Source organism: Anaerovibrio sp. JC8 (genome assembly GCF_002100115.1).
GTDB lineage: Bacteria > Bacillota > Negativicutes > Selenomonadales > Selenomonadaceae > Anaerovibrio.
This window is the reverse complement of sequence record NZ_ANBM01000006.1, coordinates 32,234-58,977: the sequence shown is the minus strand read 5'-3', so window position 1 is coordinate 58,977 and position 26,744 is coordinate 32,234. Positions and strand designations below refer to the sequence as shown.

At 43.1% G+C, this 26,744-nt stretch carries 20 protein-coding genes; 8 read left to right on the top strand and 12 right to left on the bottom strand.

Annotation, left to right across the window (positions count from 1 at the left end; genetic code table 11):
* Positions 1 to 82: 82 nt before the first annotated feature.
* The 6 genes from D081_RS07310 to D081_RS07285 all read left to right on the top strand — a co-directional run bounded on the left by D081_RS07310 (position 83) and on the right by D081_RS07285 (position 7,995).
* Positions 83 to 2,629 carry a DEAD/DEAH box helicase family protein gene (locus D081_RS07310; protein ID WP_233127454.1) on the top strand — a complete coding sequence of 849 codons (2,547 nt, stop codon included), beginning with the start codon at positions 83 to 85 and terminating at the stop codon, positions 2,627 to 2,629.
* 17 nt (positions 2,630 to 2,646) lie between these two features.
* Positions 2,647 to 3,255, top strand: a complete 609-nt coding sequence (locus D081_RS07305; RefSeq protein ID WP_233127453.1) for a bifunctional 2-polyprenyl-6-hydroxyphenol methylase/3-demethylubiquinol 3-O-methyltransferase UbiG — start codon at positions 2,647 to 2,649, stop codon at positions 3,253 to 3,255.
* A 350-nt stretch (positions 3,256 to 3,605) separates the two neighbouring features.
* Positions 3,606 to 4,814 (top strand): DUF262 domain-containing protein, encoded by a 1,209-nt coding sequence (locus tag D081_RS07300; RefSeq protein WP_085023534.1) that lies wholly within the window; start codon positions 3,606 to 3,608, stop codon positions 4,812 to 4,814.
* 2 nt (positions 4,815 to 4,816) lie between these two features.
* Positions 4,817 to 5,386 (top strand): HEPN domain-containing protein, encoded by a 570-nt coding sequence (locus D081_RS07295; RefSeq protein ID WP_085023533.1) that lies wholly within the window; start codon positions 4,817 to 4,819, stop codon positions 5,384 to 5,386.
* 55 nt (positions 5,387 to 5,441) lie between these two features.
* On the top strand, positions 5,442 to 6,824 hold the full coding sequence (locus tag D081_RS07290) for an RNA-binding domain-containing protein (RefSeq protein ID WP_085023532.1): 1,383 nt from the start codon (positions 5,442 to 5,444) through the stop codon (positions 6,822 to 6,824).
* A gap of 184 nt (positions 6,825 to 7,008) precedes the next feature.
* Positions 7,009 to 7,995: a TIGR01212 family radical SAM protein gene (locus D081_RS07285; RefSeq protein ID WP_233127452.1), complete on the top strand. Its 987-nt coding sequence runs from the start codon at positions 7,009 to 7,011 to the stop codon at positions 7,993 to 7,995.
* Positions 7,996 to 8,088: 93 nt separating this feature from the next.
* Here D081_RS07285 and D081_RS07280 read toward each other — a convergent pair whose 3' ends face one another.
* Positions 8,089 to 9,447 (bottom strand): sodium-dependent transporter, encoded by a 1,359-nt coding sequence (locus D081_RS07280; RefSeq protein ID WP_085023530.1) that lies wholly within the window; start codon positions 9,445 to 9,447, stop codon positions 8,089 to 8,091.
* 231 nt (positions 9,448 to 9,678) lie between these two features.
* Between D081_RS07280 and D081_RS07275 the strand changes: the two genes are divergently transcribed.
* Both D081_RS07275 and D081_RS07270 read left to right on the top strand, forming a co-directional pair.
* Positions 9,679 to 10,062: a hypothetical protein gene (locus D081_RS07275; protein ID WP_085023529.1), complete on the top strand. Its 384-nt coding sequence runs from the start codon at positions 9,679 to 9,681 to the stop codon at positions 10,060 to 10,062.
* Between the two features lie 10 nt (positions 10,063 to 10,072).
* Complete coding sequence (locus D081_RS07270; RefSeq protein WP_085023528.1) at positions 10,073 to 13,435, top strand: transporter substrate-binding domain-containing protein; 3,363 nt, start codon at positions 10,073 to 10,075, stop codon at positions 13,433 to 13,435.
* Positions 13,436 to 13,540: 105 nt separating this feature from the next.
* Here D081_RS07270 and D081_RS07265 read toward each other — a convergent pair whose 3' ends face one another.
* The 11 genes from D081_RS07265 to D081_RS07215 all read right to left on the bottom strand — a co-directional run bounded on the left by D081_RS07265 (position 13,541) and on the right by D081_RS07215 (position 26,743).
* Entirely contained in the window at positions 13,541 to 16,801 is a 3,261-nt protein-coding gene (locus D081_RS07265; RefSeq protein WP_085023527.1) for a transporter substrate-binding domain-containing protein, read from the bottom strand.
* 266 nt (positions 16,802 to 17,067) lie between these two features.
* Positions 17,068 to 18,006 (bottom strand): tyrosine-type recombinase/integrase, encoded by a 939-nt coding sequence (locus D081_RS07260; protein WP_085023526.1) that lies wholly within the window; start codon positions 18,004 to 18,006, stop codon positions 17,068 to 17,070.
* 170 nt (positions 18,007 to 18,176) lie between these two features.
* The gene (locus D081_RS07255) at positions 18,177 to 18,884 is read right to left on the bottom strand and encodes a PrsW family glutamic-type intramembrane protease (RefSeq protein ID WP_085023525.1); all 708 of its coding nucleotides are present in this window, start codon (positions 18,882 to 18,884) and stop codon (positions 18,177 to 18,179) included.
* 17 nt (positions 18,885 to 18,901) lie between these two features.
* Positions 18,902 to 20,077 carry a DNA recombination protein RmuC gene (locus tag D081_RS07250; RefSeq protein ID WP_085023524.1) on the bottom strand — a complete coding sequence of 392 codons (1,176 nt, stop codon included), beginning with the start codon at positions 20,075 to 20,077 and terminating at the stop codon, positions 18,902 to 18,904.
* A gap of 62 nt (positions 20,078 to 20,139) precedes the next feature.
* The gene (locus D081_RS07245; RefSeq protein ID WP_085023523.1) at positions 20,140 to 21,276 is read right to left on the bottom strand and encodes an acyltransferase; all 1,137 of its coding nucleotides are present in this window, start codon (positions 21,274 to 21,276) and stop codon (positions 20,140 to 20,142) included.
* Between the two features lie 25 nt (positions 21,277 to 21,301).
* A complete protein-coding gene (locus D081_RS07240; protein ID WP_158087595.1) occupies positions 21,302 to 22,036 on the bottom strand; it encodes an SIMPL domain-containing protein in 735 nt (244 codons plus the stop codon).
* A 137-nt stretch (positions 22,037 to 22,173) separates the two neighbouring features.
* The gene (locus tag D081_RS07235; RefSeq protein ID WP_158087594.1) at positions 22,174 to 23,934 is read right to left on the bottom strand and encodes a bifunctional diguanylate cyclase/phosphodiesterase; all 1,761 of its coding nucleotides are present in this window, start codon (positions 23,932 to 23,934) and stop codon (positions 22,174 to 22,176) included.
* A gap of 176 nt (positions 23,935 to 24,110) precedes the next feature.
* Complete coding sequence (lepB, locus tag D081_RS07230) at positions 24,111 to 24,632, bottom strand: signal peptidase I (protein WP_143272152.1); 522 nt, start codon at positions 24,630 to 24,632, stop codon at positions 24,111 to 24,113.
* Positions 24,633 to 24,732: 100 nt separating this feature from the next.
* A complete protein-coding gene (rplS, locus tag D081_RS07225) occupies positions 24,733 to 25,074 on the bottom strand; it encodes a 50S ribosomal protein L19 (RefSeq protein WP_085023520.1) in 342 nt (113 codons plus the stop codon).
* A 134-nt stretch (positions 25,075 to 25,208) separates the two neighbouring features.
* A complete protein-coding gene (gene aroB, locus D081_RS07220) occupies positions 25,209 to 26,297 on the bottom strand; it encodes a 3-dehydroquinate synthase (protein ID WP_085023519.1) in 1,089 nt (362 codons plus the stop codon).
* 35 nt (positions 26,298 to 26,332) lie between these two features.
* Entirely contained in the window at positions 26,333 to 26,743 is a 411-nt protein-coding gene (locus tag D081_RS07215) for a response regulator (protein ID WP_085023518.1), read from the bottom strand.
* Position 26,744: the final 1 nt, after the last annotated feature.

Below are 26,744 nucleotides of genomic sequence, written 5' to 3'. Positions count from 1 at the left end.
TTTATTAAATATCCATCTTATAATTACATTTAATTAAAGGTTTATTTTATCTTATGTAGAATAACAAAAAAGTAAATGCGTAATGGTATTTAATGATTACAAAGCTGGCGGTGAGTACATGGGTAAAATGCTTACAACAGAAACATATCTGGTCAAAGAAGCAGCCGAGGTAACATATTCAAATGTAAGTACAGGAGCAGATGGAGTGGGTAATCAGCTCCTATATCAGTTAAAGATGTGTATCAGAAATGCCAATAAAATTGATATAGTTGTATCATTTCTTATGACATCGGGTATAAAGTTGATAATTGATGATTTAAAAAAGGCAACTGAGCGCGGCGTAAATATTAGGATTCTTACAGGGCGGTATTTAAATATTACCCAGCCGGAGGCCCTTTATATTGTTAAGCAAAAATTAGGAGATTACGTGGAGCTTCGCATGTATGATGATAATACTCGCTCCTTCCATCCTAAAGCCTATATGTTTGAATTTGATGATTGCTGTATAATTTTTGTGGGTAGCTCAAACATTTCCCGTTCGGCTCTTACTAACGGAATAGAGTGGAACTATAATTTTAGAAGTGATGTTGAGCCGGAAAATTTCAAAAAGTTTAAGGACACATTTCAAGAATTGTGGAATGAGCACAGCTATGAATTGGACGATGAAAGATTGCTTCAATATTCAAAAAGCTGGCATAAACCAGCTATTTATCAGGATTTCAAGCGTTTTGAACATGAGGGCAATACCATAATACCGTTATATGAACCCAGGGGAGCACAGATAGAAGCACTTTATGCACTTCAAAAATTGCGGCAGGATGGCGGTTGCAAGGGCTTAGTTCAAGCAGCAACAGGCATCGGAAAAACCTATTTAGCCGCATTTGATTCAAGAGAATTTAAGCGGGTGCTTTTTATAGCGCATAGAGAAGAAATATTACATCAGGCAGTAGAATCTTTTGGCCATGTCCATAGCGAAAAGACCAGAGGTTATTTTATGGGTAGTCTTAAAGACACATCCAGCGACTTGATTTTTGCGTCAGTGGCTACATTGGGGCAAGAAAAATATCTTGCACCAGAATATTTTGAAAGGGATGCATTTGATTATATTGTGATTGATGAATTTCATCATGCAGTTACGGACTATTATCAGAGGATAATGTCATATTTTCAGCCGAAATTTTTGCTGGGATTGACTGCTACGCCTGAAAGAATGGATGGGCGGGACATTTTTGCGTTATGTGATTACAATGTTCCGTATGAGATTGGTTTGGCAGAAGCAATAAACAAAGGTTTTCTTGTGCCATTTCATTATTATGGAATTTATGATGATACAGATTATAATGATGTAGAGAGAAATGCAGGACATTATCAAATTCAGTCCCTAACTAGAGCTTATTTAGATAATGGTTCCCGTAATACGCTTATAATGGAAAATTATCGTAAATTTGCCCGTAGGCAAGCATTAGGATTTTGTTGCTCCCGGGAACATGCTGAGGCTATGGCACAATATTTTTGTGAAAATGGAGTAAATGCTGCAGCTGTTTACAGTGGTGAAAAAGGAGCATATGCAAAGGAAAGAGATACAGCGCTGGAGGAATTGAAACGAGGTCAGCTTGAAATCATTTTTTCAGTAGATATGTTCAACGAAGGTGTTGATATAAAGGGCCTTGATTTGGTGATGTTTCTCCGGCCAACTGAGTCACCGGTGGTGTTCCTGCAGCAGTTGGGGCGTGGGCTTAGACAATATCATGGAAAAGATTATCTTGTGGTATTGGACTTTATAGGAAATTATATCAATGCTGATAGAGTGCAAACATATTTGACGAGTGATTATCAATATGGAAGGGATACTAAAAAAGATAGTGGTTACCATGTGTCTGGAGAAACGCCATATCCTGATAATTGTTTTGTGGACTTTGACGTTCGGCTTATCGATCTTCTTGAAAAACTTAAAAGTAAAAAACAGAATTATGCTGCAATTGTAGATGAAGAATTTCAACGTATTTGTACTGAACTAGGTGGTAGGCATCCTACCAGGTTGGAATTGTTTAATCAAATGAGCGGTGAAATATATTCTATTTGTATGAGCAAGCCAAAGATAAATCCATTTAAAGATTACCTTGGATTTTTAAATAGACACGACTGTCTTACTTCTGAGGAGAATGATATTATCAAATGTTATGGCAGGGAATTTATTAATTGGCTGGAAAATACCAATATGACAAAGGTGTATAAAATGCCAGTCTTGGAGTCATTTCTTGATAATGGACGGATAAAAGAATCTGTGTCAAAGGAAGAAGTTTTACTTCGCTGGAAGTCCTTTTTCGGATATAATCGTAATTGGCGAGATTTAAGTGATGTGGCGTCATATACTGATTATTTGAATTTGGATGATAGATGGCATACTAGGAAAATCATAGAAATGCCTATAAAATTTTTAAAGAATTCTGGGGCTGGCTACGTAAAGGATCAGCCTGTTACTGACGAGAATTTTTTGGAATTTGATGATAGAGTCAAAGAAATTCTTTCTATGTCAGGTATATATGAGCATGTAAAGGACATTCTTGCCTATAGAGTGCAGGATTATTATTGGCGGAGATATAAAAATAAAGATAATTTGTCAGAATAAAACTAGGAGTTGGTTCAGTGATACAAGAAGCAGTATTGAAAACATTGGATTATTATGCTGATAATGCTGATGAATTTGCAACACAAACTCAGAAAGTGGACTTTTCTGAAATACGAAATAAATTTATTGAAAAGCTGCCAGCCAAGGGAGTCGTTTTAGATTTTGGTTGTGGTGCTGGGCGTGATACAAAGGCATTTGTTGAGGTGGGGCTTATGGTTGAGGCTTGGGATGGTTCACCGGAGTTATGCAGCATAGCAAGTCGATATGCTGGTATCCAGGTGAAGCATCACTTGTTTAATGAACTTTCAGAGCGTGAAAAATATGATGGGATTTGGGCCTGTGCCTCTATTCTTCATTTACCACTTGCAGAGCTTAAAGATGTGTTAAGAAGAATTGTTGTTGCGCTTAAATGTGGCGGCATTTTTTATACATCTTTTAAATATGGTAATTTTGAAGGCCAGAGAAATGGTAGATATTTTACTGATATGACGGCGGAGTCACTAGCTGCATTATTGGAAGAATATAATGAACTTGAGATTATTGATGAATGGCAAACTGGTGATGTGCGAGTTGGTAGGGAAAATGAACAATGGCTCAACATTATCATGAGGAAAAATAATATTTAAAGCTGAGAGAATGTTTTGGTAAGGTGAATGGTGATTGAAAGATGTGAGGTCTGTATTCATCCATAAAAGTCCCCTATGATGTATCATCATAGGGGACTTGCACTTTTATCGATTGTACTCAGCTGGGGCAATTTCTATGTAATCTTTTGATTTCGAAGGCCTATTATCTCATGGTTTCGTGTTATAATGGAGGTGTTAATGGTTTAATGAATATCATAAAAATAGGGTCAAGAATGAAAAATAGCTTAAAATTATGGATTATGCTGGCAGAAAGTAGTAAGCAAGATTTAAGAGAAGAATAGACCTAATTATTCATAGAGAATAAGGCTAAGCAATTTTGAGGTGAGAATATGGATGAAAAAGAAATACTAATCGATGAAGTAATGGAAGAAGATGAAGAGGATCAGGCTGCGAAGGAAGTCGATTTCTCAAATGCTGTTGTATGGGGAACGGATTGGACAGCGGAAACTATTGCGCGTCAAACGGCAAAGGGAAATATCGATTTGAATCCAAATTTTCAAAGACGAGATGCATGGACTAAAAAAGAGAAAAGCAAATTGATTGAATCTTTAATGTTGGGTATACCTGTGCCTCCAATTGTTTTAGCAGAAGATAGGAAAAATAGAAATCATTATATTGTAATTGATGGAAAACAACGCCTACTCAGTATTATGCAGTTTTTTTCTGGCTGTGATTCTATAAAAAATGAATTGAATGGTAAGGATTATGAAATTCTTTCGTTGCAGGGGCTGGAAATATTAGATTCTTTGAATAAAAAGAAATATTCTGATATACCAGAACGATATCTTTCAAACATAGAAAATGTAACAATACGAACTGTAGTGATCAAAAATTGGCCAGATGAGGATTTTTTGTATACTGTATTTTTAAGACTTAATACAGGAAGCAAAAAATTATCACCACAGGAGTTGAGACAAGCTTTAAAACCAGGAGAATTTCTCAATTATCTTGATAATGCTTCAGCTGACAGTGAATACATTAGAAAAATGTTAGGTAATAAACAGCCAGATAAACGAATGCGAGATGTTGAATTGGCTTTACGATACTTTGCGTTTAAGTACTATATTTTGGAGTATAAAGGTAATTTAAAAGAATTTATGGATTCTACTTGTGAAAAACTAAATCGTACATGGAACGAAAAGAAAGATAGTATTAAGAATGATTTTACACAATTAGAAGAAGCAATTAAATTTGCCTATGAGTTGTTCGAAAAACATCCTTTTGGTAGATATTCGAATGGAGAATCATCTAGATCCTTTAATAGGTGCATATTCGAATTGTTTTCTTTCTATTTTTCCAATCCAATTATTAGAGATAGGATAAAAAAAGATTGTGATATATTTACTAAAAAGTTCATTGAACTTAATGACAAGCAAGAATTTATACAAACAATTGAAAGCTATCCTAAAATGACGGAAAAAGTGGTTGGAAGGTTTAATCAGTTTGCTGATTTGCTTATGGAAATTGACTCGAATAAAGAGATTGGAAAACTTCAAAAATTTAAAAATAATGGTTCTGCTATTGAGGTGAGCGAATAATTATGGATGATAGATCAGAATCATATGAAGTTTTAGAAAAAAGAATTAATGAGATAATAAGTAATTTTTATTTTGAGCAGGAACCGACGAGCATGCCAACACCGAAAGAACAAGATATGGTGCGAGCCATGATTGTTTTGTGTCATGCAGAATTTGAGGATTATATTGAGCAAATTGCACGTAATCTTTTAGAAAAAGGAAAAGAAGAATGGCTTAGCTCAAATATAGCTAACAAAAATCTGGCAGCTTTATTTTTAGAAACTAAACCAATAGAGACTAATGACTCTATTGAAACAAAAGCAATGAAAGTAATTTCTGATTACAAACATAATATTGACGGAAATCATGGAATCAAGCAAAAAGATTTAAAGAAACTTTATAAACCATTAGGATATGATATGGAAATTTTTGATCAAGCTTTTTTGAATGAATTAGATTCGCTTGGTTCACAAAGAGGCGAAGTGGCTCATAGTTCATCTTCACGTACTAAGAAAATTCTAGATTTTAATACAGAAAAAGAAAAAATTGTACGTATATTAAACGAAATAAGGGAGTTTCAAGATACCTTGTAGATGAAAGAAAAAGTATCCTGTAATTATAAAAAACGTGGAAGGAGCTAGTTTATTAATGACAAGTGAAAAAATGAGAGAGCTTCTCACGAAAGATGAGAAAATTACAGTAGAATATAAGGCTTGCCAGAATGGGATACGAGATGATGTTTATGAAACAGTGTGTTCATTTTCTAATAGGTATGGTGGATATATTATTCTAGGTGTTGATGATAGTGGAAAGCCAATAGGTATTAACAAAAAGCTGATTAAGGATATGAAGAAGAACTTTGTTAATCAGCTTAATAATCCAGATAAGATGTATCCTACATTGTATTTGTCTATTGAAGAGATTGAGTATTATGGAATGACTCTTTTATGGGTTTATGTACCGCCTACATCAACTGTCGAGAAATGTGCAAACAGGATTTATGACCGTAATGAAGATGGTGATATGGACATAACGGATTCGCCTATTCAGTTACAGAATTTGTACAATAGGAAAAGTAATACCTACGTAGAAAGAAAGATTTTTCCGTATATAACAACTGCAGAGTTAAGAATGGATTTGCTTGAAAAAATAAGAAATTTAGCAAAGAGTAAAAAGCCGGATCATCCTTGGCTTGAACTAAACGATGAAGATTTGCTAAAAAGTGCAGGATTATGGGAGAAAGACTTTTCTTCAGGGATGGAAGGATACAATCTTGCTGCGGTTTTGCTTTTAGGAAAGGATGAAGTAATTAGTTCCTGCTGTCCTGGATATGTGACGGATGCTCTTTATAGAGTTGAAAATATGGAACGTTATGATGACCGACTGCTGGTTACAACCAACCTTATAGAAGCTTATGACCTTTTGATGGAATTTGTTGCTAAGCATACCTCAGATAAGTTTCATTTGATAAATAATGTTAATACAAGCGTTAGGGACCTAATATCCAGAGAGGTAATAGGCAATATTCTTGTTCATCGAGACTATTCCAGTGCCTATCCGGCAAAGGTGATTATTGAAAAGGATTGGCTTAAAACTGAAAATTGGTGCATTCCGAGACGGCATGGCAATATAATGCAGGATGAATTTCAGCCTTATCCTAAAAATCCTATTATTCAGCGTTTCTTTGCTAATATAGGACGAACTGATACAATTGGTTCGGGGGTAATTAATTTATACAAGTATACACCAATTTTTTCGGATGGCGGTAAACCAGAGCTGTTTGAAGATGATGTTTTTAAGATTACAATCCCACTGAATAAAGAAGCTGCTAAGGAAGCAGCCAATCAAAAGACACTGTCAGCAAGAGAGCAGGCTATTTATTATTTGATTTGTGAAAATAAACATTTAACGGTAGAACAGGTGATGGCCGAGTTTGATATTTCAAGGGCTACTGTATTTAGAGATTATGCCAAAATAAAGAAAATTACAGGTGCTTCTTATGATAAAAATAAATCTGTGTGGAAACTATAATGGTGAGTCTCATCTCAGTCTCATTTTTACTATATTGGAAAATGTACGTTCAAACGCAGAATTACTATGTTTTTATAGAAGAGTCTCATTATAGTATCAAATTAGTCTCATTAAATCTCATGTATGAATGAGACTAAATGAGACTACGGTAAACATTCTTTGTCAGCAGGCACAGGCCTAAAAAATGAGTAATAAGGGAGTATGTAAGTGGAATAATATGACCCAATCAGTATATAATACCTTTTCAGAATATCTAATAAACCGCTATGGGGAGAAGACCTACAAGCTGCCAGTTGCCTTGCCGGTGAGCTGCCCAAATCGGGATGGTTCCTGTGGAATGGACGGTTGTACCTTCTGTGGGGAAATTGGCACCGGCTATGAAAATCTGCCGGCGGATATGACCGTAACGGAGCAAATAGAGACCAACAAGGCCCATATTGTGCCCAAGTACAAGGCCACGAAATTTATTCCATATCTCCAGAATTTCAGCAACACCTATCTGCCACTGGACAGATTTTCGGCTTATCTGGAGGAGGCGGCCAGGGCCGAGGGGGTAGTGGCGGTGTATATTGCCACCCGCCCGGACTGTATTCGTGATGATTATTTGCAGTCCATGCAGGATATAGCCCGCAAATACAACATAGATATTTGCGTGGAGCTGGGGCTCCAGTCTGTCAATTACCATACCCTGGATAAGATTAATCGGGGCCATAGCCTGGCGGAATTCATTGATGCTATATTGAGGATAAAAGCCTATGGGCTTCAGACCTGTGCCCATCTTATACTAAATCTGCCATGGGATACGGACCAGGATGCCATTGAAGCGGCCCACATCATGTCGGCCCTAAAGCTGGATCAGGTGAAGCTCCATGCCCTTTATATAGTCAAGGGCACGGTTATGGCAGAGCAGTATGAAAAGGGGGAGCTGGAGCTTATTGGCCGTGACGAATACCAAAAGCGGGTGATTTTGTTCCTGCGGCATCTGTCCCCGGATATTGTTCTGCAGCGGGTAATTGGTAGGGCTCCGGCGGAAAATACGCTTTTCAGCAACTGGTCCACGGGCTGGTTCAAGATTCGGGACGGCATTATACGGCAAATGGAAGAAAAGGGCTATCGTCAGGGGGACTGCTGTGATTACTTGAATGGTCCGGCCCTGAAGAAATTTGAATAAAGGCATAAATAAAAAATGTATAAATAGAGGCATAAATAAAGCACGAAAAAAGGGACTGAGAACATAAATCCCAGTCCCTATTAGCTTGCAATTTTACTGAATTAAGCCCTGCACAATGATTACAAAGAGCATAATTGGCAGAATCCACTGGAAATAACCCTTTACCCAGGTTGGGAATTTCATGCCGTCACCGGTGTTAACCTCTTCAAAGAAGTTCTTGAAGCCCCAGCCGTACTTGGATACGCAGAACAGCAGGAAGATCAAAGAACCGATTGGCAGAATGAGGTTACTTACCAAAAAGTCCTCGGTATCCAGCACGCCGCGGTTGCCGATAATGGTCAGGCTTTCCCATACGTTAAAGCCCAGAGCACAAGGAATGCTCAGGAGACCTACCATGAAGCCGTTGATGATAGCGGCCTTCTTGCGGCCCCAGTTAAAGGTATCCATGCAGAAGGAAATGATATTTTCGCATACTGCCAATACTGTAGAGAAGCTGGCGAAGGTCATAAAGAGGAAGAACAATGCTCCCCAGATAAGACCACCAGTCATATCCATAAATACGTTAGGCAGGGTAATGAACAACAAAGACGGGCCGGCATCCGGTCTCAGACCATAAGCGAAGCAGGCTGGGAAAATAATGAGACCAGCCATAATAGCTACGATGGTATCAAGGGCAGCAATGCGCACAGACTCACCAGGAAGGGAATTGTGCTTGTCAATGTAGCTGCCGAAGATTTCCATGGAACCCATACCAACACTCAGGGTAAAGAAGGCCTGATTCATGGCAGCGGAAATAACTGTCCACCAGCCGTGCTGATTTACACCGTCCAGACTAGGCAGCAGCAGGAAGGACAGACCCTCCATACCACCCGGCAGAACCAGACTGTGCAGGCCCAAAACGATAATAAGCACCAGCAGGGCACCCATCATAATCTTGGTAACCTTCTCCAGACCACTCTGAATACCGGCGCTGAGAATAACAAAGCAGATGGCTACCTCCAGAAGCATCCAGAATACCAGCTCCACTGGGTCAGCCAGCATATTGCCGAAAACATTGCCGATTTGTTCAGTGGTCATGCCCGGCACAAATTCACCACGAATGAACTTAAAGAAATAGTCAAGCATCCAGCCGGATACCACGGTGTAGAACATCATGAGGATGTAGTTACCCAGAATACTGGTGAGACCGTGAATATGCCACTTGGTGCCTTCCGGCTCCAGCTTTTTAAAACCAAGGTATGCAGACTTACGGCTTGCACGTCCTACAGACAGCTCCATTGCCAGTACAGGCACACCCATAATCAACAGGAATAATAAATAGATAAGTACAAACAATCCACCGCCGTACTCACCACAGATGTATGGAAAACGCCATACATTACCAATGCCGATAGCGCAGCCCGCACTTACCAGCAGGAATCCCAGCCGAGACTGGAAGGATTCTCTTTCCATTAGTCATAGACCCCCTATAAAAATTCAATCATACTTTAGTATTTTAACACATAGGTATACAAGTTTACAATCATAAAATGAATACTTATACAGGTGGAGTCTTAGCGCCCGTTAACATCGGACAAATTGTGGCAGGAAAAACAGGGGGCAGTGTCGAAGGTATAGAGCAGTGAGAAAGAAAGGTGAAGAGGCTAGTTTAGCAACCCGGACACACAGAATTGAGGGATTATTATGGTTGCGAAAACAAAGACAGTAGAAATCAATAACGTCAAGGAGGTTCCTTTAAAGGAGCTTCTGTCGGAGGATACCTTGGGCAAGCAGGATCTGCTGGCCCGGATGCTTTCCGGTGTTTTTGTGCGCTACAAGGTGGATGCCGAGCTTCAGCAAGTATTTCGTAACAGCCTTAAGGAGGTCATTCACTCCGTGGCGGAGGATTGTTTTACTGTGGGCTACGACAGTGGCTATGCAGTGGGGCTGAAGGATGGCAATGCCATCGGGCGCAAGGAATTTAAGGCAGAAGAAGAAAAGGCCATGGCAGAATTTCAAAATAAACTGGAAGAGGAACTGGTCAGGGAGATTCTTATGAATGTGAAGCCTGATGGAATGTTGCAATAGGTGATTAACCATGAATAAACGTCTGCTCACGATATGTATGATGCTGCTATTATGTTTTTTCGCCGGTTGTGGCAGTCCAAGGCCAGTTGAAATTACTCCAGCAGACATGGACATCAGCGCACCTCAGACCGGAAAAGTGGTCAAGGTGGGTTACTTTAATGATGGCAATTTTATGATTGGCGCAGAGGATGGCGCCGTTAAGTCCGGCTACGGCTATGAATATCTTCAGGCCGTGGCCAATTATACTGGCTGGCGTTATGAATATGTATATGGCAGCTGGTCTGACCTTTATAAAAAGCTCCTTGCAGGGGAAATCGACCTGATGACGGATGTTTCCTACACCCCGGAACGTGCCTTACAGATTAACTATCCAAAGGATGGCATGGGCCGGGAAATATATTATATTGCTGTAAAGACTGATAATAACCAGATAGACAGTACGGATTTAAGTACATTTAATGGGAAGGTAATTGGCGTAGAGGAGAAGTCCATCCAGGTCAAGCTCTTGGAGGATTGGATTCGTGACAACAATTTGGATTGTGAAATCCTTCAAATGTCCGGTGGCAGTGCCAACAAGATTAAGGCACTGATGGATGGTGAGATTGATGCCCTGGTAATGACTCATTTTAAAGGAAAGCTGGAGGGAATTTCCAATGTGCTTTTGTTGGGGGATTCCGATTATTATCTGGCTACCTCCAAAAAGAGGACAGACCTGGTGGAGGAGCTTAATCGGGCTCAGCCTATAATAATGGATTCACATCCTTCCTTTAGAAATGATATGGAATATAAATATTTCCGGGAGGCTATGGTGAACCCGCGTATTTCACCGGAGGACCGGGAATGGCTTTATAATAAAAAGAGCCTGCGTATTGGCTATTTTTCCAATAATATGCCATTTAGCGGTAAAAACAAGGATAGTGATATTCCTGATGGAGTCATTACAAAAGTAATGACGGCTATATGCAATAATATTGAAGTGGACCCGTCAATAATTACTTATGTGCCATATCCTGACGGAATATCATTAAAAAATGCTGTGGTGCAGGGAGAAGTGGATGCTGCCTTTGGCTTCTACAAGGATTTGTGGTGGGCTGAAAAGATGGGCATATCCCAGACCAATGACATTTTAAATGTGGGACTCCGGATGGTAGTGCGGCAGGATTTTAACGTTGAAAATGTCAAGCGGGTAGCGGTATCTGTCAACAAGCCAAGAGCTACATCAATTTTTATGATGGAGGATGGAGAAAAGACATACGAATATGTATATTATAAAACTGTGGAGGAGACTCTGGAGGCAGTTAAGCATGGTGACGTTGATGCAGCTATTTCCAACGAGTATGTTCTTCGTAAATATCTCCAGCGGAACAACAATTATAATAATCTGACAGAAGTTGACAGCTTCACTGATGTTGGTGTAGTTCTGTCAGTTAGTCGCAGTGATGTCCGCTTATTGTCCATTTTGGAACGGGGGATTATCAGCCTGGACCAGAGGGATTTTGACAAGGATATTTCTACCAGTGTATTTTCTTCGGTTCGTTCCACTACGGCTGATATACTGGCCGATTATTGGTGGGCTCTGGTTGTTTTGGCAGTGATATTCCTGCTGATTTTGACAAATATGTACATTTTGTCCAGAAACCGCAAGCGGGTGGCCAAGGTTAATCAGATGCTGCGGGTACAGACGGATCAGCTGAAGGTTGCCAACGATGAGCTGATAATGGCCAATGAGCAGCAGGCCTATGCCAATGAGCAGCTCATTACCAGAAATGATGAGGTCAGGGAACTGCTGGCAAAGCAGCGCCGGGCTATTTCCATTATTGAGAATAACCACGAGGCCCTGAAATCTGCCAACTGGCTTATTGAATTTGATCCGGTGGGCAATGTGGACAACGTAACCTGGAGTGACGGCCTGCGCCATATTCTGGGGTATGACAGCATTAAGGAAATTCCGGATACCCTGGAGGCTGTGGTGAGCCTCATTCATCCTGATGACCTGAAGGAGGGTGGCAAATATATATGGGAAATTCTCCATGGTGCCAATGATGATGTAAATATTGTGGACCATGAGCTGAGAATAAAGACAAAGGACAGGGGCTATGTGTGGTGTCGCACCTATGCTCGCCTGAATCGGCGCAATGATGGTACTCCTATGAGCCTCTATGGTGTATTGCAGGATATTGGCGAATACAAGGATATGATCAACAAGACTGAGGAAGCACTTTTAAAGGCCCAGCAGGCAAGCCAGGCCAAGAGTATTTTCCTTAATAATATGTCCCACGATATCCGCACACCAATGAATGGAATTATGGGGTATACAGCCTTGGCTGAGGAAAATGTAGAAAATGCGCCGGCGGTAAAGGCATATCTGAAAAAGATCAAGCTGGTAAGCAAGCATCTCCTGAGCCTTATCAATGATGTGCTGGATATGAGCCGCATTGAGAGCGGCCGCATTGAGCTGGACCCACAGCCTACCAATCTCATAGCCCTTGTGGATGAGCTGAAGTCCATTCTCCAGTCTGATGTGGAGATGAACAAGCTGAAGCTGCTGATTGATACCAATGGTATTATGGATGACACGGTTCTCTGTGACCGTCTCCGCTTAAAGCAGGTTCTGCTGAACCTGCTCAGCAATGCTGTGAAGTTTACCCCTGAGGGGGGCGAGGTGCGATTCAGCCTTGTTCAGAAGCCGGCCAGCGATGCCAACCGTTCCACTTTTGAATTCCATGTGGAGGATACGGGCATTGGTATTGACAAGGACTTTATAGACAAGCTGTTTGTACCATTTGAGCGGGCCCGCAATACCACTGTCAGTGGTATTCAGGGGACAGGCCTGGGAATGTCCATTACCAAGAGCATTGTGGACATGATGGGCGGAAAGATTACTGTTGACAGTGAGCTGAACAAGGGTACCAGATTTGTAGTAACCCTTGAATTTAAGACCATAATGCACCAGGATACCGATGTGGCAGTGCACAAAAAGGTTGATTACGATTTTACAGGTAAGAGCCTGCTGCTGGTGGAGGATAATATTATAAACCAGGAAATTGCCACAGCCCTGCTGGAGGGGGCCAACTTTAAGGTAGAGGTGGCTGTAAATGGTGAAGAAGCAGTAGAGAAGATGAAGGCTGCCAAGGCCGGCCAATATGATGGCATACTGATGGATATTCAGATGCCGGTAATGGATGGCTATGAGGCTACCAAGGAAATCAGGGAACTTGACAATGAGTATTGTAAGAAGGTACCGATAATAGCCATGACAGCCAACGTATTCGCAGAGGACAAGCTGAAGGCCATGAACGTGGGGATGAACGGGCATATCTCCAAGCCTATTGATATCCGTGAGCTCTTCAGTACCCTGGAATCCCTTATCTGAGAAAAAATAAGGACAAGGCACAAAAAATAAGGCATATACCTGTACGCAATAATGCGTCGGGTATATGCCTTTTAATTTGTGGAATGCAATTTATTGGCGTAAGGGCTACAGATTGGTGTTGGTGATGTCTACCACGTAAACGAAGCAAACTATTTCTTCACCGGTATAGGCCCGACAGCCGATGGAATCCAGATTTCGGGTTTCCCCGTCCTGTCTGGTAATGCTGAATTTAAAATTGCCAATATAGGAGGCACTTTCCATTTCATGTACCTTGCTGGATACATCCTCCCGCTCTTTGACGATAACAATATTCTTTACTGAACCCTTGGCATAATTGGTGAAATCCTCAAAGCTGGAGCAGCCAAATATATCCAGTACGGTTTCGTCAGTGTAGATGGTTTCTTCCATCTTGTTCGGCCGGAAAATGAGGTAACCGCATTTCAGCCCCATAGCCTCATATTTTTCCCTGAAGCTGTCCATTGCATGGCTGCGGATATAATAGTCCTTGTGCTTCAGTACCATTTCAATGGTGCCAAAGAGCTTATGTACATCAAATGGCTTTGGAATGTGGGCATTCATGCCTGCCAGCAGGGCAGCCCGCTTATCCTCGTCAAAGGCATTGGCTGTCATGGCAATGATAGGAATACTGGAATGGACAGGATCCTTCATGCCCCGTATGGTAATGGTGGCTTTATAGCCATCCATCTGCGGCATTTGCACATCCATAAGTATAAGGTCATAATATCCAGGCTCAGAGCTGTTCAGCATATCAACGGCTTCAACACCATTATGGGCGTGCTCAACCTTAAAGCCCTGATCCTCCAGAATGGTTTGGGCGATTTCTGCATTCAGTTCATTGTCTTCAGCCAGCAGAATGCGCATACCCTTAAATTTCGAGGTATCGATTTCCTTATTTTCCCGTTCAGTAATTTTGCGGAGATGCTCCGAAGCAAGCTTGGTAGGCATAAGGAGAGTGATGGTGGTACCCTTTCCCAGCTCACTTTCAATATTAATGGTGCCACCCAGCAAATCAACCAGCTTTTTAACTATGTGCATGCCCAGGCCGGTGCCGATAACGCCGCTTTGGGTGGTATTCTTTTCCCGGGTAAAGGCATCAAAGATAGTTTCAAGGAAATCCTTAGGCATACCAATACCCGTATCTGCAACTACCACTTTATATGTGCTCATACCAGGAGCAGCAGACGGCTCTTCTGTAACAGCAAAGGTTACACTGCCTCCGGATGGAGTGTATTTGAGAGCATTGCTGATGAGATTAAGAAGTATTTCCCTGACCTTTGTGGTGTCCAGCATGACATGATTATGCTCCACATTAAGTGAACATTTGAAATCAAGCCCTTTTTCCTTCATCTGCGGTTCAAAAATTGCCCCGATTTCAGGCATCATAAGATTAATATCCGCATAGGATTCATCGACAGTTGCCTTGCCGCTTTCAATACGGGCCATTTCCAGTACGTTATTGATAAGGGACAGGAGGAAATTATTGGAGGACTGAATCTTGTCAATATAGCTAAGGGCCAGCTCCTTGTTATCAATATTTTTTTCCAATAATCCGGTGAAGCCGATAATAGCATTCATTGGTGTGCGGATATCATGGGACATATTGAAAAGGAAGGAGGTCTTGGCCTTGTCGGCCTTCTGCACATCCTCCAGGGATTGGGTAAGCTTGGCCTGATATTCCTTCAGGGCGGTATTTTGATCGTCAATGAGCTGGTTCTTCGCCTTTAACCGACGGTTGGTTACCGTCATAAACAGGAATACCATAATAACTGACATAAGGGCTATAAGGCCCAAAATACATGCCGCCAGATTATTGGAGATAAATTTATGAACGGAGAATGGTGCCATAGGCTGATGACCGGCCAGCATGGCATCAATTTCGCCGTTGTTGATGAGTCCCCGGCCCTTGTCCAGCATGGTAATCAAAGACTTGTTGTCCTTGGAGGTGGCAAAGGCGATAGGGACAGTATCCATCAAAGGAGTATATTCCAGCTCCGGATATGCCTGGGTATATATAGCAAGTGTAGAGCTGAGGCCGATTACGCCAGTGGCATTGCCCTTATTGACCTCATCCAGGCAGTCCAAAAGGTTCTTGCAAGGAATAAAGGTGGCCTCCGGATATTTTATCCCTGCATAGCCCTTGTTACGTTTCTTTTCATAGGCCAGCCGTTCAAAGGCATCACTGTAGGAAGTGCCTGCCTTGCGGACAATACCTATCTGGGCATCGTAAATATCAGAGGATATAATGACATTATCCATGGCAGCCTTATTATAATCGAAGTAATATTGGGAAATAAGATCAATCTGATTATTTCGCAGGGCAATCAGCATATCATCCTGGGAATAATACATTTTAAATTCCAGATGATAGTCTTCAATATTTAATACATCAAAAATTCGATGCAGGGTATCTACATAAACACCTTTTATCTCCTGAGTTTTAGGATCAGTGTAAGTGAATGGCGGGTCATCAATAAGACAGCCTACCCGAATGACAGGATGATCCTCCAGCCACTTTAATTCAGGCTCTGTAAGGCTTTTTCTGATGGATGCATAGGCAAAATGACGCTTGCTGATGTCTGTAAGGAAATATGGATTTATGGACATCATGGTTCTGTGGGCATTATTGAGCTCCTTCAGAATATCTGGCCGGGCCTTGTTCACTACCAGATAGAAATTGTCCTCACCGATACTGCCAAAGGCAACAAAATGGGGCTTGTTGTATCTGTTGGCAATAAGATTCAGGTCCACTTCACCAGCCCAAAGGGCCGCCCTGCGTCCGGCGCTGTTGGCATATTCCACGATTTCCGCATCAACATGGTTCTTGGCAAGCCATTCCTTTAGAATACTGATCTGCTTGGTACCTCTGGAAACACCGATTTTTTTATGTTGCAGAGTATCCAGATTGCCGGAAATAATATTTTTGTTGGTATCGAGGAAATAGAGATAGTAGTTTTCTACCCCCATAGGCTCATTCGGAAATGCCAGATACTGGGCCCGTTCTTCGGTGTAGCTCACATCATAGGCCAAATCCGCTTCGCCCTTTTTTACAGCGTCAATACAGGCTGTAAAGCCGGGATAAATCACATAATTTAAATCCCAGCCGGCATATTTGGCAATGGTTTCTAAATATTCATAGGCATAACCGCTATTCTTGTGATTAACAGTGTCCAGTACGAAAATTTCATCTGCATCATAGGTTGCTACCCTGACGGTTTTTTGCTGGGGGGTGGTTTCATTCTGATTGGCCTGGGCAAGCATCATCCAATAGGAAAGAAGCTGCACAGCTATCAGCAGCAGCCCGGTGGCCAGCAGAAAAGATTTTTGTATTGGTCTATGCTGTTTCATGTATAATCACTCCCTGTAATATCCCGGAAAGATTATGTATTGAAGAAATCAACTTTAACTGTTTACTTCGACTTTGCCTTCTGTTTTTCCTGCGAGAACATAAGGCTTTTTTGCTTTGGGAGTGTGGAAAAAGTAGTTTTTTAACTATTATTCTTGTAGATTGGGATAGGGGATTTTTTAAAGATAGTGAATTTTGCATTTTTACTTCCGATAATGATAATTTATCGGAAGTAAAATAAAAGATAGTCAGAAACGGCCCTGAACGCCTATTTATTACGCTTTGGAGCAATAACTGATGTGGTCCGCTGGCTTAAGGTTTTATTGTCTGCTGCGAATTTTAAGGCTGAGCTTACATTCTGCTGGCGCAATGTTTTTTGAACCAGCTTAATATCATTGGTGGCCTTAAAAAGATTTGTGCCACAGCTGTTTCTGAGGAGATTGGCTGAAGAACCGGATACTTTCAGCCCGGCCTTGTCCAGAGCTGTATTAATAATAAGCCGCATGCCGTTACGGGACAGACGGCCACCATAATTATTTCGGGAATTGGAAATTATTAAAGGTGCCAGCTGGTTTTCCAGCATATCAGTGATATTGTCCGGAATGCTTTTTATATAATCCTTTAATATGTCCATAGTCTCTGCACAGGGATATATTTCTTCTCTTTCCAGCCTGCTTGTTCCAATGCTTATGGTCAAATGCTCCCAGTCTATGTCCTGCATATTAAGCCGGAAAATATCAATTGGACGCAGTCCTTCCACGCTAAAGAGATAAAGTATCAGCGTATTACGGTGCCGGATAAATGGCTCCGGCTCATCCATATAGGTGTTGCAAACCACCTGCAGCTGATCCACATCAAGATAGTATCTTAGGGTTGGCGGATTACCCCCCTGGGTCTGGATATGGTCGCAGGGATTATTAAACATAAGCCCCTGCTGCAGGGCAGCCCGATAAAAGGCTTTTACGGCAGCCATCTTTATGTGGATGGTCAAGGGCTTGTATCCTCTGTCTACCAGCTCCTGATAGTACATGCTGATCTGCATTTCCGTCATGTTCAGTGGGTGGCGGTTATCCCGGTGGCACCAATTAAGAAAAAGACGGATATGCTTCAGATAAGCCTCAAGGGTATCCTTTGATGGTTTTCCCTTGGCAATACATGGAATGATGTATCTATCTATGTTGGTGATAAATTTATGAGTAGAAATCATATCTTTACTCCTTACTGTGGGTAATTGTAATTACCTACAGTAATTGTATATATCCTACTCGAAAAAATCAACATATATTTTGATACATACCAAAATAAATTTCTACATAACAAAAAGGAGTACCTTCGGGCCTTGCAGGCCACAAAAGCACTCCTTATACTCAATTCAGTTTAATCCATTAGTAATATATTCGATGGTCCTCCTTGGACATGCGGCGGACGGTCAAAAAAGGCGTGTATATAGAGTCCCACAAGGAAAACCAGGAATACACCTATCATGACGTCATCCTCTGTCAGCAGGCAGAAATCATAGAACCCATGCAGCAGTGTCGGCACAATCAGGGCCAGCTTTAGGCTCCGATCCTTGACAGTGCGGTTCATACGATGCAGATATTCCTTGGCCTGACCGTAATAAATGCCCATGAAAATACCGAATATGCCATGCCCCGGAATTGATGTAAATGCCCTGCCCACAGCAGTTTCAAGGCCGCCATCCAGTACATAGAAGATATTTTCCAGCACTGCAAAGCCCATGCTGACACAGACAGCATAAACTATGGCATCAAAGCGGTAGTTAAAATGAGGGTTGGTCCAGGTCAGCCGCTTCAAGGCAAAAAGCTTGCAGCCCTCCTCCATCAAAGCAACTCCCAGGAAGGCTTCAAGAAAGACGTACTCCACAGAGCCTTCCTCCAGCATTGCCGTCAGGATACCACCGGCCGCCACCTCTGCCACCACCGCCGGAAAGCAGCAGATTGCGCCAAAAAGAAACAGCTTTATCAGCAGCTCCGGAGGTTCTTTTTCGATCTTGTCCAGAGTATAAATATAATACAAAAAACCTAATCCCGGCACTATGGCCAGATTCAGCAACGTATCATCCATATATTGTACCCTCCACCTTATTCATCCTGATTATCCTCCAGCTCCGGCATGGCCTCCACATCCCGGAATTTACGCATAAGCACGTTGGTGCGGGTATTTACCAAAGCATCAAATTTGGTGGTCACCTGACCAAACTGCTTGTGGAGAGCGTCCATAGCCGCATTATACTTAATAAATTCGCTCTTGACCTCTCCCAGGGTCTTCCACACCTCGCTGGACCGCTTCTGAATGGCCAGCGTTCTAAAGCCCATCTGCAGGCTGTTCAGCATGGCTGCCATGGTGCTTGGCCCAGCAATATTGACCTTGTACTTATGCTGAAGCCGTTCCACCATGCCGCTGTCCACCGCATGGGCATAGAGCCCCTCTATTGGCAGGAACATAATGGCAAAGCTGGTGGTATGAGGCGGTGCCAGATATTTGGTGGAAATATCCTTGGCCTCGCCATCCAGACGGTTCTCCAGCTCCTTCTGGGCCTGATCAATGAGGGCCTTATCCCCGGTATCCTGGGCTTCCAGAAGATGGTTATAGGAATCCATTGGGAATTTGGCGTCTATAGGCAAATAGACAGTTTCCCCGTCCATTCCCGGCAGCTTGATGGCAAATTCCACCCGCTTACCGCTATTAGGCACCGTTTCCACATTTTCCTCAAACTGCTCTGTGGTCAAAATCTCCACCAGAATGCTTTTCAGCTGGTACTCACCCAGTACACCACGGGTTTTTACGCCGCTGAGGACCTGCTTAAGGCTGCCCACATCACTGGCCAGGGCCTGCATTTCGCCCAGACCCTTATAAACCTGCTCCAGCTGGGTGCTGACGGTCTTAAAGGAAGCGGTAATCCGCTTTTCCAGGACTGTCTGAAGCTGTTCATCCACCACGCCCTTGATCTCCTTAAGGTTCTTGTCCAAATCTCCCCGAACAGATGCGATGCCCTTTTCCGTTTCATTTCGCACCGACACCAGTCCCCGGTCCACAATATCCTTGATTTCCTTGAGATTCTGGCTGTTGGCGTTATCCAGCTGCATGATATTGCGGCAGATATCCTCCTTGGTCATCTGCTGGCTGTCCCCCAGGGCCTTCTGCATGTTCCACAGCACCTGCTCAGCATGGGAATTGTCCGGCTTCTTCATTACCAAAGAAACCAAAAGGCCGACAACAATCAGCAAAAGCACAATAATTATATACGAAGTCTCCATTCTCTCCTCCATGAACCCATTGAATAAGTCTTAGTAAAAAGGCTCCCGCCGGGGAGCCCTTCTTATGCTGTTTTCTTAGGATATATCCCAATGGTAGCCTTATTGATAACAGGGATAATCTCCCCCAGACGGCGCATAAGCACAGCCGCCAGCAAAGTAAATATTACAACCTGAAAATACATCACTACTGCCGTAAAGGCATGGATTCTCAAGCCTATATGCTCATAATACAATGAAATATAGGTAATTGCCACCGGATGGGCCAGATACATGAAATAGGAATGCTTTCCCAAAAGGGACAGCACCGGCTTCAATCTATCCGGCAGTCTCCAGATGGTGAAAATCGTAAAGAAAAACAGGCAGGCTCCCAGGGTATAGATAATACCAGTTGGACACAGCTGATGGGCTGTGTTGACGCCCTCCAACGGGGTATAGCCCTTGCTATGAAGCAAATAATAGTAGTAGCCCAGATGTCCGGCCAGAGACAGCCAGAAAAAAGCTACAATACCACCACGATAATTTTCCATAAAGGTCATGAATTTATCCATATTCACTGCCAGATAGCCACCCAGCAGGAAGATAAATACATAATGAATTACCCAGTAATTCAGATGGTACATGGCAAATGGCTTAAGATAAGGGTTTTCCACTGCCCAGGCATTCCACATAAAACACAGATAGTAGTTGATGGCTATCTGGAATACCAGCAGCAGGGCCAGCCGAGAAATATTAAGCCGTCTTACCGCCCATACCCATATTGGCATCAGCAAATAGAACCAGATAAGCAGCACCATAAAGTACAGCTGATAATTTGCCAGGCCGAAAAACAGATCATACAATATGGTAATCAGCCTGAGAGGCCCAAAATCCTGCCACAGCACGCAATAGTGCAGGATATAAAACAGGGACCACACCACATAAGGCACCACTACGGCCTTATAACGGCGCTTTAAAAAATCCTTGTAAACAAAGGGCTTGGCCATGTCCAAATTGTAAAACAGGCCAAAGGCTGAAATAAAGAAGAAAATCGGTACGCTGAATCTTGTAAATATCTCAAGTAATGCCACCAGATGGGCATTGCCGGGGGCCTCCGGAGTAAGGTGCTGCCCAAGATAGGCAGAACCAATATGAATCCCGATTACTCCCAGCATGGAAATACCCCGGATAAACTCTATGGCCTCTAAACGTGGCTTTTTCATCAAAAAACTCCCAAATTTTTATTTTTTATTCGATAATATAGTCAATATGCACGGTGGCTTTTACGTCAATGGTTCCAGCCTCCAGCGGGGTAGCTACCGCACTGGCTGCCACAAAATCACGGGCACCGGTGCCCATCATTTTGTTTTCTCTGGCGGTAACAGATCCAACATTTTCCGTAACCAGCTTGATACCGGTAATCCGCACTCCCAGAGCTCCGGCAAGAATATCTGCCTTGTTTCTGGCATCCTGAACGGCATTCTTAAGGGCTGCCTTGCGCAATCCCTCCGGGGACTTCACATCAAAGCTAAGGCTGTCAATGCGGTTGGCACCGTTGTTTAGGGCCTTGTCAATAACTGTGCCGGCCTTGGTCACATCATTAACCTTTACCGCAATATAGTTGGTAGCAGTGTAACCCACCACTTCCGCAGATTTGCCCTCAGGATAATTATAAATTGGGCTTAAATCAAAGAAAGCAGTCTTGATATTGCTGTCCTCAATTCCCAAAGCCTTTATGGCCTCCAGGACAGAAGCCATCTTGGTGGCATTTTCCTGCTGAGCCAGCTTGGCATCCTTGGCCGTGGACTCAATACCGATTCTTATATTAGCCATATCCGGGCTGGTGGTTGCCGTACCATATCCATCCACGGATATTATAGACGACTCGCTATACTGACCGTTTGGGGCTGCACTGGCTGCTCCCATAAGGCCCAGACATAACACTAAACACATCACTACGATATAAACCTTTTTGCTAAGCATAAAAAAACCTCCCTTACGCAAACATTGTTTAACACGTCTGATATTATACCACATCTTACGCCATCATACATTAGATGAACATAAGAAAACCCTATGCCGGCCATATATTTACTGACCTGACACAGGGTTCATATTATTTAGTGAAATCTTAATGTTTTTTGGCAATTCTGAGAATGCTTGCAAATATAGGCTGTAAAGTCCTCCTCGCTCATCGGCTTGGAAAAATAGAAGCCCTGAATCATATTGGCACCATAACTGCGCAGCATATCCATCTGCTCCTGGGACTCTACCCCTTCCACTATGGTGTTCAGCTCCAGGCTGTTGGCCAGGCTGATACAGCCCAAAAGAATGTTGCTGCGTTTCTTGTCGCTCAGCTCATTCATGAAGGACTTGTCCAGCTTAATTGTATCAAGTGGTAAATCACCTAAAACATTTAAGGAGGAATAGCCGGAGCCAAAATCGTCCAGCTCAATCTTAAAGCCATTGTCCTTGCATGCCTGCAGGGTTTTCTGCATTTCATTCAGACTTGCCTCAAAGAGATTCTCCGTAATCTCCAAATGCAGCAGGGAACGGTCTATGCCATATCTGTCCGTTATCTCAATAATCCGCTGAACAAAGTCCGGCTCGCGGAAATTAAGACGGGAGAAATTTACCGACATAGGTACTGGCTGGATTCCCTGCTGTGTCCATCGTTTGATGCACTTGCAGGTCTGCTCCCAGACATACATATCCACCTCAACGATGAAGCCACAGTCCTCCATAATCGGAATAAACTCGTTTGGATAAATGCTGCCCAGCTCTGCATGGTTCCACCGCAGCAGAGTCTCGGCCCCCTCCAGCTCACCGGTGCTGGCATTATGCTTAGGCTGGAACACCAGATAAAACTCACCCATGGTCAGGGAATTGCGCATATCCTTTTCCATGCGGCGATAACGCTCCAGATCTCTCAGCATGCTATCCTCATAGAAGGCATACAGCTTACCATACTGGTGCTTGATAGGCTGCAGGGCCATGATAGCCCGGTCACAGGCAATAGCCGCAGAAACAGAGCTGTCCACGTTCTCATAAATTCCCAGCCGGAATACCAGATCCTTCATGGAAATAACTTCCCGGGCAGACTGATAGATGTAGCGAATAAACTCATCCGTCAAAATCCCCGTATGCTCCATAAAGGTGACAAACTGGTCACCGCCATAGCGGCCCAGAAGGAAATTATCTCCCTTATTGCACTGGAGCCATTCGCTGATTTCCGTAATAACCTTATCACCGGCCTCATAGCCGTAATGTTCATTTATCAGCTTGAAATCCACCACATCAGAAACTACAATATCATATTTCTTCGTAGGATTTTCAGCCATAATCTGATCTGCCCGCTCACAGAAAGCCCGTCGGTTCAGCAGGCCAGTCAAACGGTCATATTTGCTTCCGTCGTCATGCTTACGGTTCTCTACATCGTCCAGCATATTGCGCTTGCTGATGGCAGTGCTGGATACAAAAGAACGCACCGTAATAAACCCTGAAAAATTGTCGTCCATATCAGGGAAAAATTCCAATATAGCCGGCTGATAATTTCCGTCCTTACCCATAAGACGCAAATAAACAATCTGCACCGAGCCCTCAGTGCATTTCTTGCAAAGCCGTCTTAAATTATTTGGTGAAGCGAACTCCACAAATCTTTGCCTAACGCTTTCGTGACACATTCCACTGTTGACGAAGTCATTAAACCACTCACTTAAACTTGCTTTATTTAAATCAATAGCCGTATGCTGACGTTCAAACTCATCCAGCTTGAGAATATGAAAGCTATCCTTACGCAAATTTACATGTACAACTTTATGATAACAGCTACCCAAAAGCCGCTTCATAAAGAGCTGACGCATCTCATGTGCATCGTGCATACAGTATACCCCTCCAAAGCTCATACACACCCAAAGATATCCTCTTTATCGATAAGCATATTTTATCAAAAATAATTGTTAATTACCACAGAGGTTGTAGGTATATAGTCCCGTTTTTTGCGCATAAAAATACACCGGAAACAATCCCGGTGTATTCATTACTGATTCCAGTTTTATCAAGGCAAGGTTTTCCATGCAGACAATGGCCAGAATACCAGCATGGCCTTACCCTTTAACAAATCATAGGGCACAAAGCCTACATCCGGGAATCGGCTGTCCTCGGAGTTGTTGCGGTTATCGCCCATTACAAATACGTGTCCTTCCGGAATAGTGGTCTTTGGATAATCCATGCGGCTCTTGGCCAGGATATAATCCTCATTCTGGAGCTCTCCATTGACATAAACATTGTGATCCTTTATCTCAATGGTATCACCAGGAACGGCAATAACCCGCTTGATAAAGTCACGGCTCTTATCTCTAGGGTATTGGAAGATAAGTATCTCCCCCCGCTCAGGCGCACGCATCTTATAGATAAACTTGTTTACTACAAGGCGCTGCTGATGCTCCAGGGTTGGCATCATGGACGGACCATCTACCAGATACAGCTCCACCACAAAAGTACGAATAAACATAGCCAATGCTATGGCAACAGCTATGGAAATAACCCAATCTCTTATTTCAGTACCCAACTGACCCAAACTAAATCACCTCTTACCCACTGAATTAGTCTCATTTAACACTCTCTACTACGAGAAGAAAAAAAGGGACTGAAATACAGTCCCTTTTTCAATTCTGACATTAGCGCTTCTCGCGGATACGAGCAGCCTTACCAGTGAGGTTACGGAGATAGTACAGCTTAGCGCGACGAACAACACCACGACGCTTAACTTCAATCTTATCGAGTCTTGGGGAGTGTACTGGGAAAGTACGCTCTACGCCAACACCGCTGGCAATACGACGAACGGTGAAAGTCTCACGAACGCCAGCACCGGAACGTGCAATAACAACGCCCTCGAATACCTGGATACGCTCACGGGAACCCTCGACAACCTTTACATGGCAACGTACAGTGTCACCCTGCTGGAAATCTGGGATGTCATTTCTGAGCTGTTCTTTCTCTAATTCCTGAATAATGTTCATTGTATATCCTCCTCTATTCAAGTGTTCTTGGCAAGTGTTGAATTCTAATATAGCCTTGTCCAGAGGACCACTCACATACCCTAGTATAATATCACGCAAAATTGGCAAAAGCAAGCAAAATTTAAATTATTTTTTTACGCCAAACAATAGCTCATGGCTTCCTTCACCACAGCCTCAGGAACCTCTTTGGTAATGCGCACCTTGCCGATTTCTCCATCCATAAGCACCCATTTAACCTGACCGTTTACCGTCTTTTTATCGTGGAATATTGCTTCATACAAAGTATCTATGTCACAGCCCTCGGCCTTGGCCGGCAGCTGCATTATTCCAATTAATTTTTCCACCCGTTTAAAGGAAGCATCATCAACAAGCCTGAGTGCCCGGCTGATATGTGCTGCACAGATCATGCCAATGGCCACTGCCTCACCATGGTTGTAACGGGTATAGCCGGTGTTTTTCTCCACCGCATGGGCCATGGTGTGCCCAAAATTCAGAATAGCCCGCAGACCGGACTCCTTCTCGTCCTCACTGACCACCGCTGCCTTTATTTCACAGGAGCGGGCCGTCATGTGGGCTGCCGCTTCATTATTCAGACTGAGGATCTCATCCACGTTTTCCTCAAGGAAGCGGAAGAATTCATTATCATATATGATGCCGTATTTTATAATTTCCCCCAGACCGGTGTATATCTCCCGTTTCGGCAGCGTCCTTAACCAATCCAGATCCATAAATACCGCCTTGGGCTGATAAAAGGCACCGATAAGGTTCTTGCCCAAGGTATGGTTTACTGCCACCTTGCCCCCCACGCTGGAATCCACCTGGGCCAACAGGCTGGTTGGCACCTGCACAAAAGGCACTCCCCGCATGTAGGAGGCAGCCGCAAAGCCCGCCAGATCACCAACTACACCGCCCCCCAGGGCAAATATAGGTGATTTTCTGTCAAGGCCCAGCTCAATGCAACGGGTCATGATTTTTTCAAAATTACCAAGGGACTTGGAGCTTTCCCCTGCCTCAATGGCATAAATTTCCGCATCCACCCCCCCATCAGCCAGCATGGCCTTTAATTTATCCCCGTAAAGAGGACCCACATTGGTATCCGTAATTATCAGGCCTCGGCTGGAAAAGCTGCTTTTTTTGCAGAAATCCACTATCTCAGCCTGCAAATTATTTCCTATATAAATATTATAACTGTTCTCCCCTAAATCAACGGTCACTAAACGCATAAACTTACAAAACACCCCAATACTTCAAACTTACATCAATCCTTTTTCTCTTCCGAAATCAGCCCCAGATTGCGCATAGCCTCCTCTACCTTTTCCGTGTCCACCGGCTTGGAAGCGTAAGCATCACAGCCCAGACGGAAAGCCTCATCCACATAGCCAATATCTGCCAAAGCTGTCATCATGATAATCTTGATTTTCTTGTCAGAAGCCTTTTCATTCTGGTTCTCCAGCTGTCGGATTACCTTCAGCACCTTCAGGCCATCAACCTTCGGCATCATAATATCAAGGCAGAGCAGGTCAAAGGGCTTGCCCTCCTTTATGGCATCCATGTAAATATCAATGGCATCCATGCCGTCTACAGCCACCTCAACCTCTCCGTAGGTCGCCATAAACTTCTGCAGGAAGCTGCGGCTTATTCTGTCGTCCTCGGCAATTAAAATCCTCATA